Origin of the sequence: Pragia fontium DSM 5563 = ATCC 49100 (assembly GCF_900112475.1) — a bacterium.
Classification (GTDB): Bacteria; Pseudomonadota; Gammaproteobacteria; order Enterobacterales; family Enterobacteriaceae; genus Pragia; species Pragia fontium.
Genome location: NZ_FOLW01000002.1, coordinates 156716 through 168289 on the forward strand (window position 1 = coordinate 156716; position 11574 = coordinate 168289).

The following is an 11574-nucleotide window of genomic DNA, read 5'->3' on the forward strand; positions in this document are numbered from 1 at the left end:
CAGAGAATCGAGGTATTGAACGTGGACGAGAAACGACTGACACATTTGCGTCAATTGGAAGCAGAAAGTATTCATATTATTCGCGAGGTTGCTGCTGAGTTTGCCAACCCGGTGATGCTTTATTCCATCGGTAAAGATTCATCGGTAATGCTGCATCTGGCGCGTAAAGCTTTTTACCCCGGTAACCTACCATTCCCGCTATTGCATGTGGATACCGGCTGGAAATTTCAGGAAATGTACCAGTTCCGCGATCGTACCGCAGAAGCATTTGGCTGCGAGCTGTTGGTACATCGAAATCCGGAAGGTATCGCGATGGGAATTAATCCGTTTGTCCACGGTAGCGCCAAACATACCGATATTATGAAAACCGAGGGCTTAAAACAGGCGCTGAATAAATATGGTTTTGATGCAGCCTTTGGCGGTGCGCGGCGTGATGAAGAGAAGTCGCGAGCTAAAGAGCGCATCTATTCCTTCCGCGATCGTGCCCATCGTTGGGACCCGAAAAATCAGCGTCCTGAGTTATGGCATAACTATAACGGTCAGGTGAATAAAGGCGAGAGCATCCGGGTATTTCCCCTTTCTAACTGGACTGAACTGGATATCTGGCAATATATTTTTCTGGAAAATATTGACATCGTACCGCTGTATCTGGCGAAAGAGCGGCCAATTTTGGAGCGTGACGGTATGTTAATGATGATTGATGACAATCGAATTGACCTGCAACCGGGGGAAGTGATTGTGAAGCGTAAAGTCCGTTTCAGAACGCTGGGCTGCTGGCCGCTAACCGGGGCGGTGGAGTCACAGGCAGAAACCCTGCCGGAAATTATCGAAGAAATGCTGGTTTCCACGACCAGTGAACGTCAGGGGCGGGTGATTGACCGCGATCAGTCAGGTTCGATGGAACTGAAGAAACGTCAGGGTTATTTCTGAGGAATATATTATGAATACCGTTATCGATCGTCCGTCCTCTATTAACGATGCAATGTCGCGACAAATTGCCGAGCAGGGCGGCGTTGAAGCCTATTTGTATGCCCAACAAAACAAAAGCCTGCTGCGTTTTCTGACCTGCGGTAGCGTGGATGATGGCAAAAGTACGCTTATTGGCAGATTGCTGCACGATACCCACCAAATTTATCAAGATCAGCTCACAACGCTGCATAGTGATAGCAAACGAATTGGTACCGCTGGCGAAAAATTGGATCTGGCACTGTTGGTGGATGGCTTACAGGCTGAGCGCGAACAAGGGATAACCATTGACGTTGCTTATCGCTATTTTTCGACGGAAAAGCGCAAGTTTATTATTGCTGACACCCCGGGGCATGAACAATACACCCGCAATATGGCCACTGGCGCATCAACCTGTGATTTGGCTATTTTGTTAATTGATGCGCGGAAAGGCGTATTGGATCAAACTCGCCGTCACAGTTTTATTTCCACGTTATTGGGGATTCGCCATCTGGTGGTGGCGATTAATAAAATGGATCTGGTGGATTATAGCCAGAAGGTGTTTGAGCAAATTCGTACTGATTATCTGGCATTTGCCCGTCAGCTTCCGGAAAACATTGATATTCAGTTTGTACCGCTTTCTGCATTGGATGGTGACAATGTGGCGATATCGACGGCCAATATGCCTTGGTATCGTGGAGCAACGCTGTTAGATATTTTGGAAACGGTGAATATTGTTAGCGATCGACAGCATCAACCGCTGCGTTTCCCGGTTCAATATGTTAATCGCCCTAATCTTGATTTTCGTGGTTATGCCGGAACTTTGTCATCAGGCGTTGTAGAAGTAGGTCAAGGGATCAAGGTCTTGCCTTCCGGAGTGACCAGTAAAGTTAAAGCCATTGTCACGTTTGATGGCGATCTGCAACGGGCTTATCCGGGGGAGGCTATTACGCTGGTGCTGGAGGATGAAATTGATATCAGCCGCGGCGACCTGTTGGTGGCTGATGATGATAACAGTTTACAGCCGACATATGGCGCAACGCTGGACGTGGTATGGATGGCGGAGCAGCCGCTTCAGGCCGGTCAACGCTATGACATAAAAGTCGCGGGTAAAAAGAGCCGACTCAGTATTAAAAAAGTATTGCATCAGCGCGACATCAATTCGCTGGAACAGCGTCAAAGCGATAGCTTACCCCTTAATGGAATTGGCGTGGTGGAGGTGGTATTTGATGAACCTCTGATTTTTGATCGATACCAAACCAATCAGGAGACCGGCAGCTTTATTTTTATTGACCGACTCAGCAATGTCACCGTTGGTGCCGGTCTGGTTAAGGCAACTGAAAGTGAACAACATCACTCACAGGTTTCTGGATTCAATAATGAGTTTGAACGTGAGCTGCATGCGTTAATTACTCGTCATTATCCGCACTGGGATATTACGGTAAAAGGCTGAGTCTTGATGGAAAATAATATTGTTTGGCATCAGCATCCGGTTACCCGCCACGAGCGAGAAAAGGTGAACGGGCACGGCTCAGCGGTACTGTGGTTAACCGGCCTTTCTGGCTCGGGGAAATCTTCGGTAGCCGGGGCACTGGAACAGGCATTGCATCAGCGAGGTATACATACCTATTTGTTGGATGGGGATAATGTTCGTCACGGTCTGTGTCAGGACTTAGGCTTTGCCGATCGCGACCGGCGCGAGAATATCAGGCGAGTGGGTGAAGTGGCCGGATTAATGATGGATGCCGGATTGTTGGTGATCACGGCGTTTATCTCTCCTTATCGGCAGGATCGAGAGGATGTGGCTTTGCGTTTGCCTGCCGGGCACTTTATTGAGGTGTTTGTTGATACGCCAATCGCCGTGTGTGAACAACGCGATCCAAAAGGTTTGTACAAGAAGGCCAGAGCAGGGGAGATTAAGCAGTTTACCGGTGTTGATTTACCCTATGAGGCACCGTTAAAGCCGGATGTGCATCTCAACGGTACGCTACCGATTGCTCAGTTGGTGGAACAGCTAATTTTAATGCTGCAAAGCCGGAAAATTATTGCGGCGTAGCGTTGATCGTTTCTATTTGGTAATGCCCCTAAAAATTTAGGGGCATTATCGTCAATTACCAGTGATATTTAAATCCGATATTTCCTCTTACGCCATTCTCTTTACCGCGATCGTTATTGAGAGAATGGGTATATCGGCTATCAATATACATATAAGCAGTTTTACCGATCGGTAGTTGTAATCCACCACCAATTTCACCGAATGAACGAGGGGCTTTGTCTTTGATTGAATCAGTACCGATTTTAGTGCTGTGATCGGTATTGACGAAATCATGTATCAAATTACCGACGAAGTAGACGGTGTTAGTTTTTAGTTCTGGCGTTCCTGCATTATAGGCTAAACGGAAACCAGCACGACCCCTTAAACCTTGTCGATCTTTTTGGTCAACGTTCACATCATGTTCAGTTTTGAAATCACTGAATGTTCTGTACTGATAAGTCAGTTGTGCTTGAGGTTCAATCAGCCACTGACTGGCAGCAATCGTATAAGGTTGTCCCACTTCTGCTGACAGAGCGACACCATAAGCGTCATTGGACGATTTGGAGTCTCGATTAGAGCGGTACTGATTATGGGAATAATCGAGGTTCCCCACTAAATCCAGATAACTACCAGATTGGCTGTAGTAGGTGGTATAGGCACCGAAGGCTATGGTGTCCGTTTGTCCCGTACCGGTACGCTGATTTTTTTCAGCATACTGGCCGCTGGTGGTATCAAAAAATACCGCACGACGGTCATTAAACTTCAGTTGGTCTTTGGCATAGGTCAGCATCACACCAGAATGCTGTCTTGAGCCATTCTCCGGGTTATCGTCGATGTCAAAGTCATAGCCAAATCGAACACCCCACATTTTAGAGCGATAGCCGTAACGATCTTGGCCGTCAACGCGTTCTAGATTACCCAGCATTTTGCCCCATACCTGACCATTGTTATGGCTGAGTTGACCTTGAGAACCATCATCCCAAGAGAAGGTTTGTTGTTCGCCGATGCGTTCATGCAGCGTACCGATCAGGCGATATCCCATCTCCATATTGGCGCGTGGCATCAGCGTAAATCCTGGAACCTCAGGTTTAGTCGGGCTAACGTCATTTGGCGTTACCGGTGGAGTTGGTTCTGGCTCAGGATCGGGTTTTGGGTCTGGATCCGGTTTTGGCTCTGGCTCAGGATCAGGCTCAGGTTCTGGATCCGGTGCGACTATTTTAGGGAGGTACCAGGCATAGCTATTGTCATCTTTTTGTACCAAGAGCGCCTGTCCGGCACCCAGCGTATCGGCAAAACCATAAAAGGCATTGGCACCCATTTGATGGTTACCAACGTTCACGACGGTAACGGAATATTTATCGTCATCATCATTGTCACGGGTGACGTTGCCGATAATACCGTTTTTAGTTTGTACCTGAGTGTATCCGCTGGCGGTACCGGCGATATCCAATAAGTCAGAAGAGGAATGATCGTTATCCCAAACGGTATTTACGATTAATCGTCCATTATTCGCGATATTCTTGACGCTATCGCCAGAATAGTTTCCGGTAACCGTCAACGTGTTGTACTGATTATTATCGCTGGTCAGATCAATAATTGAGTTAGCAAAGTTGGATAAATTCGAGACTTTGGATGATGACAGCATTTTCCAGTTGGCTGCGGTCAACTGCATATCAACAACGCTTTGTTTTGTAAAATCGACATTACCAACCAGATGTGTTCCACCGTCTGCGATTAGGCTGACATAGGTTGGTATGGTATTACCGGTAAAGTCATAGGCTTCAGCATAAATTAACCGCCCATTATCGGCGACTAATGATGAACCATTGGTTAAGTGAACATAAGCATCCACACCTTTTACATATAATCCATAACCATCATTGCTGGTGACCGCAGTATTACTCAGCGTAATATCGGAGCGATACTGATTGAGTGGCGTTGAATTATATTGGTTGATGGCCGCAATACCTGCGGCTCCCTTGCCTGATGCTGTAACAACGCTATCTGACAGAGAGATCCTGCTTTGCCGATCGTTATAAGCTGTTTTGGCAGATAATATGGCATGACTGTTGTCACCTGACGTGGTTGCGACAAGGTTATTGGCATCAATAGATGCCTCATTGGTTGCTTCTAAAGCGTAAGCGTTATTGCCGCGGGTACTAATCGTCGCATGGTTTATACCAACATGGCCTGTTTTACCGGAGAAAACAGCGGCAGCATTATTACCGATGGTGGCGATATTAACCTGTTCCGCAGCTATTTCTGCTTCTGAATACAGGGCATGAGCATCGTTACCGGCAGTGGAAATATCACTGTTTTTTACCGTAATGTTGCCATTACTTTTAATGGCAAAGGATTTGTCGGTATCAGTTTTGATGGAGGTCTTGAATAAAGAGATGGCAGAACTGTCATTCATGGCCGATACACCATGCTGTTCTATGCCTTTTGAGTAAAATGATCCCCCTTCAATAATGATGTTTGAAAATGCTTTACCATTAATCAGGGAAAAATTCTTTGTGGCTTCATAATCATTGCGAATAGCGCTAGATTCAGCGTGCACGTTATTAAGTTTAACCGTTGCAACTTCCTGCGCACCGGTTCCTTCAGCCAGTACAATAGCCCCTTCATCAAGAATGATCTTACCGCCATTGATGCTGGTATTGCCGCTTTGGTTTGCTCTCACAGCGACATTGACGTTGCCGGTGACCTCGAGGTCGGTCATATTGATCACGCCGCCACGATTGGCTTCAACCGCCGATTTTCCATGGGCGACGTAAATATGAGTATCGTCTAGCGTTAACGTTGAAGTGGTATTGGCTGAATTGCTGGCGGCATAAATCGCAGCCCATGATTGGACTGGGCCATCCATATTAATAATGTTATGGGCGCCGGATAAGTTTGAGTTGTTTTCCAGAATAATCCCATAATTCCCAATACTATCTATTTGGGTGCCATCGACGGTAATGGTGGCGCCTGCTGTTCCAGAGATAGCGTATGTGCCTACATTAAGCCGACTGTTAGTGATGGTGGTCACTGAATTGCTACCAATAGCTTTAATTCCTCCTGACCGATACGTCCCGGTGGTGAAATCAACGTTTGATAAGTTCAAACGACCATTGGTATTGGATATCAAGGTTGATGAACCATCGCCGAGCGCGGTAATCGACGATCCAGTTAGCGTTAAGCTACCGTTAGTGAGTGAAACGCCATTTCCTGGGCCACTTATCGCGATGGAGACATCATCACCACCGGTAACTGTGGTATTGGTGCCGGTAATTTTTACTGCAGACTGACTTTGTAACGTAGTGTCTAGCTCATACTGGCCGGTAAGCTGTGCCGTGCCATTAGATATCGTTGCTGTTTTGGCATTAACGATAAGAGGAAACGCGCTAATGTGAGATAAGAAGATAATACACAATGATTTTGAATACTTTTTAAAAGTCATTGGCTTAATACGTTGTTTGCGTTCCATGATTTAATACCATTCCATATCGGTTATAGATATTGGACGATGTGGGTAAAATAATGACACCACATAATATGAGTAACTATTAACCTGTGTTACGACGGCTAATCTTAGCTATTTGGTTACTCATTAAGATAACTGTCGTCCAATATTCTGGTTGGGGTAAAATACCCGTGAACACTGATATCCTTGTGTTATAGATTGCTATTCTACTAGAAAATTGAATGTAAAAAAACCTGCTTTTAATAGGTTTTGGCAATCGGTGATAAAATGATAATTATTGTTGTTGATAGGAATTCGAAAAAATATTATTAATCAATATAATAAATTAAAGCGGTGGAAATGATTAAATTTTTATTTTTTTGTAAATGTATTTTTTAATTATTTAATTTTTTATGATTTGTTCTTAATAAAAAACTGGAGGGGTTGGAATAATGTTATATGAAATGTTAAAGGTGTGTTACTTGAGGCGGTGTAGCATAGGTTAGTTGAGGGGGGCAGAATAAATTAATTTTAATCCTGTGGTTTTAATTGTGTCGTTGCCTATTTGGAATCTGTATCGTTTACTATTTCAATGATGACTTGAACCATTTCCTCGAAAAATACGCTGATGTGACAGCGTATCAAGTAGGCACTGGTAAAGCTGCCTACTTAATTACAGTGGGATATTTATTCCTGCCGTCAGCTCTCAGGCATGGCAGAAGAATGATGAGTGGATATTTTCCAGTGGCTACCGTCCCAGGCATAAGTGAAGGTATATCGCGCTGAAACCGAGGTCTTATCTGCAAAAGTGAAAGTGTATGTGCCAGTATCTATGGCTTTATTACAGCCAAGACGTATTGTTCGGCTATCGATTTTTCCGACCGGTCTTTTTTCCAGAAAATGCTCAAAATAATCAATACGTTCAGCTTCAGTCAGGCGCACTTTATTCGAGACGGTAGGGAGTAAGACGGCATCACTGAGATAATTATCAGTCACTTTCTTTGCATCCCCTGTTTGTAGAGCGCTGTTCCATTGTTCGAATAATTGTTCAATTTTAGTCTGATCGACTTTAACGCAGTCAGGAACCGTTGTGGCTAAAGCAGAACCAGAAATGAATACCAGTGAACCAACGACTCCAAGCAACTTTTTCATATCTATTCCTTTTCCTCTCATTAAGCGTGTTTTCTCTTATTAGGACTATCATTATTGATTGGTGTAAGCAATTGATTATTAATATAATTAACTTTTCTTATTATCTTATTAAATAACCTTATAAAATATATGGTTATTTAGTGTTTTATTTGAGTGAGGTGACACTTAAAAGAAAACGTTCAACGCTTATTCAGGTAGTGTTTTTTGTCGATTCTTTGTAGTGGGGCTTGTTATTTAATGGTCGAGCATGGCAAATGTTGTGTGAGGGAGACTTAATTATCGTCTCCATTGAGGGTATACTTTTTAGCCATTTTAATCCGTTTGTCGCGTGGTTTTTCCGCATCGGATTGTGAACATCAATTTGGCTAATAGGACAATGATGAAAGACTGGAATCCTGAACTCTATTTGCAATTTGAAGCGGAAAGAACGCGCCCGGCTCGTGAGTTGTTATCGCGTATTGTTCATCAGCAGGCCAATTATATTAGCGATCTGGGCTGTGGCCCGGGTAACAGTACTGAGCTGTTGCATAATGCTTACCCTGAGGCACGGGTTACTGGCGTAGACAGTTCACAGGCGATGCTTGAACAGGCAAAGCAGCGTTTGCCGGCTTGTCAGTTTCAACAGGCCGATATTGGTCACTGGAGACCGGAGAATCCGCAGGATATTATTTATGCGAATGCTTCCCTGCAATGGGTACCCAACCATAATCAACTGATGCTTCATCTGTTACGGCAACTGGCCCCCGGCGGTGTGCTGGCTTTTCAGGTGCCGGATAACCTTGAACAGCCATCCCATGCGTTAATGCGTAAAGTGGCAAGTGAGGGAACGTGGTTCGCTAAATATAGCCAGCAGCGATATCACGATAAAGTGTTGCTGACGACGGAAGGCTACTATGATTTGTTGGCCGAGGCAGGTTGTCAGGTGGATATCTGGCGTACTACCTTTTATCACGTCATGCCGTCGGTGGCCGCTATTGTCGAGTGGGTGAAGTCAACGGGTTTGCGCCCATTTTTGGCTCCGCTGGATGAAACTGAACAGCAGGCATTTTTACAACATTATTTAGCAGAACTGGAGAAGGTTTATTTACCGCGATCTGATGGTCAGGTACTGCTGGCTTTTCCTCGTTTATTTGTGGTTGCGACTAAGCCATAGTTTTTGTTCTAGCCTGGCGATAACTTGTCATCTATCTCAGGCTAGAAGTTTTACTCCCCCGTTATTGAACATTTTCCTGCCTAATCGAAGCCTTAGTCTGAATAGTGCTGGTAATAAATCAGCATTCCATTATTGATTTATTATCTGTCATTAGTGATTTTAAATTCATTTTCATGATGATGTTGTAGCAAATGATAAATTAAGGTGAACAGAAAAGATTTTATTACCCAGTGTATTGGTCCATCTTTTTTCAAAAATAGATAGGTTATTTATTTTTAAGCGGATTGCATCAAGATGAATATGCTGCCTTTATCATGAAAACCAGTTTTTTTGTGAGCTTGTTAACGTTTTTATTTTGATGGCAAAGTGTTCTAAAGCGTTGCTAAACATTGACAGCGATGTATTTAATCCTGCATAACTATTGGCTTGATTGATTTAATGCGATGGGATGTCAGGGGGAAATTTGCCACAACCACGATGTTATTTACTGGGAGAAAGTGCGGTTGTTTTGGAATTTGAATCACCCATTTTATTAGCAACTCAGCAGCGTATTTGGCAGTTGAATGCCCGTTTACGTGATAATGCGGATATTTTAGAAACGATTCCGGGCATGAATAATCTGACCGTATTGTTACGCGATCCACGTCGCACCGCAGCAGGTGCGGTGACGTTTTTACTTAATCTTTGGCAGGAAAGCCAAATGCTGATTCCTGAATCGCGTAAAGTTGATATACCAGTGACCTACGGTGGCGATGAGGGACCGGATTTAGCGGTGATTGCACAACATACCGGAATGACACCTCGCCAAGTAGTGGAGTGTCATTCTTCTGCCAGCTACGTGGTGTACTTTCTCGGATTTCAGCCGGGTTTTCCCTATATGGCGGGGTTAGATAAAGCGCTGGAAACACCGCGTCGAGCAGAACCAAGAATTCGAGTACCGGCGGGGTCGGTTGGTATTGGTGGTGCACAAACAGGCATTTATCCGCTGGCAACGCCGGGTGGCTGGCAACTGCTGGGGCGGACTGCTTTGACGCTGTTTGATCCTCAAGCCAAGTCTCCCACCTTGCTGTTGCCCGGTGATGAAGTGCGTTTTGTACCACAGCCGGAGGGCGTATGTTAAGAGTGATTCGAGCCGGTATGCATACATCCATTCAGGATGGTGGCCGAAATGGCTATCGTCAGTTAGGCATTAGCTTGGGCGGGGTATTGGATCAACCGGCCATGAAGATTGCGAATTTGCTGCTGGCCAACCCTCCAGAGGCGGCGGTGTTGGAAATCACGCTGGGGCAGTTTGTTGCCGAGTTTACCCGGGCAGGGTGGATTGCGCTGACCGGCGCTGACTGTCGTGCTGAATTGGATGGTCAACCGATATGGACCGGGTGGCGTTTTCCTGTACGGGCGGGGCAGCAATTGAAATTGAATGCCCCGCGTTACGGTATGCGCAGTTATTTGGCGGTAAGCGGCGGTTTTCAGGTAGCAGAGATTCTGCATTCATCGAGTACCGATTTAAAAGCCGGTTTCGGTGGGTTAGAGGGGCGACTATTGCGTGATGGCGATGTGCTGGAGGCCGGAACGCCTCAGCGTAAACTGACCCGATCCCGCGGTGTAAAACAGCTGCTATTTGCCAATCGGTTACGGGCTTTGCCTGGGCCGGAATATGACCAGTTCGCGGTTGATTCTCAACAGGCATTTTGGCAGGTGTCCTGGACGTTAAGCCCACAAAGTAACCGGATGGGCTATCGGTTACAAGGCGGGGAGTTAAAACGCACGGTTTCTACTGAGATGCTGTCCCATGGTTTATTACCGGGGGTAGTGCAAGTTCCTCATAACGGTCAACCTATCGTCTTAATGGCTGATGCGCAAACGACCGGCGGTTATCCGCGTATGGCTTGCGTGATTGATGCCGATTTGTTTCATCTGGCACAAATCCGCCTAGGTGAACCACTACATTTTGTTCAGTGCTCGCTGGATGAAGCGTTAGAAGCCCGATATCACCAACAGCAGTATTTGCAACAGCTGGCATGGAGGTTAAATGAAGATTGATTTAAATGCCGATCTCGGCGAAGGGATGGATAACGATCGTGAACTGTTGCAGTTGGTGAGCTCCGCCAATATCGCCTGCGGTTTCCACGCGGGTGATGCGCAGACCATGCTGAGAACCGTTCGTTGGGCAATGGAGTTCAATGTGGCTATTGGGGCTCACCCCAGTTTTCCCGATAGAGAGAACTTTGGCCGTACCGCGATGCAGCTACCGGTAGAGACTGTCTATGCCCAAACGCTGTATCAAATAGGTGCACTGGCGGCAATAGTGACATCTCAAGGGGGACGATTAGCCCACGTAAAACCTCACGGTATGTTGTACAACCAGGCCGCTAAAGATCCGGCGCTGGCGGATGCGATCGCTCGGGCAGTGAAAGATAGCGACCCGACATTACGTTTGATGGGCTTGGCCAATAGTGAGCTGGTGCGTGCCGGTGAACGTTATGGCTTATCTATCCGGCAGGAAGTGTTTGCCGATCGAGCCTATCAGCGAGATGGTTCATTAGTACCACGCAGTCAACCCGGCGCGGTGATTGACAGTGATGAGGCAGCGTTGGCTCAAACCTTAACAATGGTACAACGTGGCGAAGTTTGCAGCCTTGATGGTTCTTGGATAAACGTTCAGGCTGATACGGTTTGCCTGCATGGTGATGGTGCGCATGCATTGACTTTTGCCCGACGTCTGCGCGAGAGCTTTCTACAACACAACATCGATATCACTGCCGCTTAAAGGCGATAGTGCATTCCCGATAGTTAAATCATAAAAACAATAACAGACCGCTAAAACGGCGGCGTTAGATC

Annotated in this window: 9 protein-coding genes; 7 read left to right on the forward strand and 2 right to left on the reverse strand. The window is 45.9% G+C overall.

Going from position 1 to position 11574, the window contains the following annotated elements; genetic code table 11:
• The first annotated feature begins 21 nt into the window (after positions 1-21).
• From cysD to cysC, 3 genes are read left to right on the forward strand one after another with little or no spacing between them, the layout of a single operon-like run.
• Positions 22-930, forward strand: a complete 909-nt coding sequence (cysD, locus tag BMZ28_RS03795) for a sulfate adenylyltransferase subunit CysD (protein WP_047782550.1) — start codon at positions 22-24, stop codon at positions 928-930.
• Between the two features lie 10 nt (positions 931-940).
• Entirely contained in the window at positions 941-2398 is a 1458-nt protein-coding gene (gene cysN / locus BMZ28_RS03800) for a sulfate adenylyltransferase subunit CysN (protein WP_373994767.1), read from the forward strand.
• A gap of 6 nt (positions 2399-2404) precedes the next feature.
• Positions 2405-3001, forward strand: coding sequence for an adenylyl-sulfate kinase (gene cysC / locus BMZ28_RS03805; RefSeq protein WP_074820808.1), 597 nt, complete (start codon positions 2405-2407; stop codon positions 2999-3001).
• Between the two features lie 55 nt (positions 3002-3056).
• Here the strand turns inward: cysC and BMZ28_RS03810 are convergent, their stop codons facing one another.
• Positions 3057-6452: an autotransporter outer membrane beta-barrel domain-containing protein gene (locus BMZ28_RS03810; protein WP_074820811.1), complete on the reverse strand. Its 3396-nt coding sequence runs from the start codon at positions 6450-6452 to the stop codon at positions 3057-3059.
• 675 nt (positions 6453-7127) lie between these two features.
• Complete coding sequence (locus BMZ28_RS03815) at positions 7128-7580, reverse strand: SgcJ/EcaC family oxidoreductase (protein ID WP_047780468.1); 453 nt, start codon at positions 7578-7580, stop codon at positions 7128-7130.
• Positions 7581-7959: 379 nt separating this feature from the next.
• Between BMZ28_RS03815 and tam the strand changes: the two genes are divergently transcribed.
• From tam to pxpA, 4 genes are all read left to right on the forward strand, one after another.
• Positions 7960-8733 (forward strand): trans-aconitate 2-methyltransferase, encoded by a 774-nt coding sequence (gene tam, locus BMZ28_RS03820; protein ID WP_074820815.1) that lies wholly within the window; start codon positions 7960-7962, stop codon positions 8731-8733.
• A gap of 463 nt (positions 8734-9196) precedes the next feature.
• The gene (gene pxpB, locus BMZ28_RS03825) at positions 9197-9853 is read left to right on the forward strand and encodes a 5-oxoprolinase subunit PxpB (protein ID WP_047782552.1); all 657 of its coding nucleotides are present in this window, start codon (positions 9197-9199) and stop codon (positions 9851-9853) included.
• Complete coding sequence (gene pxpC / locus BMZ28_RS03830) at positions 9847-10776, forward strand: 5-oxoprolinase subunit PxpC (protein WP_047780470.1); 930 nt, start codon at positions 9847-9849, stop codon at positions 10774-10776. The genes pxpB and pxpC overlap by 7 nt, the downstream gene beginning before the upstream one ends.
• Complete coding sequence (pxpA, locus tag BMZ28_RS03835) at positions 10766-11503, forward strand: 5-oxoprolinase subunit PxpA (protein ID WP_047780471.1); 738 nt, start codon at positions 10766-10768, stop codon at positions 11501-11503. The genes pxpC and pxpA overlap by 11 nt, the downstream gene beginning before the upstream one ends.
• The last annotated feature ends 71 nt before the right edge of the window (positions 11504-11574 follow it).

Excerpts from the sequence above, each read along its gene's own strand:
- pxpC (WP_047780470.1), top strand. The coding sequence starts at position 9,847 with ATGTTAAGAGTGATTCGAGCCGGTATGCATACATCCATTCAGGATGGT.
- tam (WP_074820815.1), top strand. The coding sequence starts at position 7,960 with ATGAAAGACTGGAATCCTGAACTCTATTTGCAATTTGAAGCGGAAAGA.
- cysN (WP_373994767.1), top strand. The coding sequence starts at position 941 with ATGAATACCGTTATCGATCGTCCGTCCTCTATTAACGATGCAATGTCG.
- BMZ28_RS03810 (WP_074820811.1), bottom strand. The coding sequence starts at position 6,452 with ATGGAACGCAAACAACGTATTAAGCCAATGACTTTTAAAAAGTATTCA.
- BMZ28_RS03815 (WP_047780468.1), bottom strand. The coding sequence starts at position 7,580 with ATGAAAAAGTTGCTTGGAGTCGTTGGTTCACTGGTATTCATTTCTGGT.
- pxpA (WP_047780471.1), top strand. The coding sequence starts at position 10,766 with ATGAAGATTGATTTAAATGCCGATCTCGGCGAAGGGATGGATAACGAT.
- cysC (WP_074820808.1), top strand. The coding sequence starts at position 2,405 with ATGGAAAATAATATTGTTTGGCATCAGCATCCGGTTACCCGCCACGAG.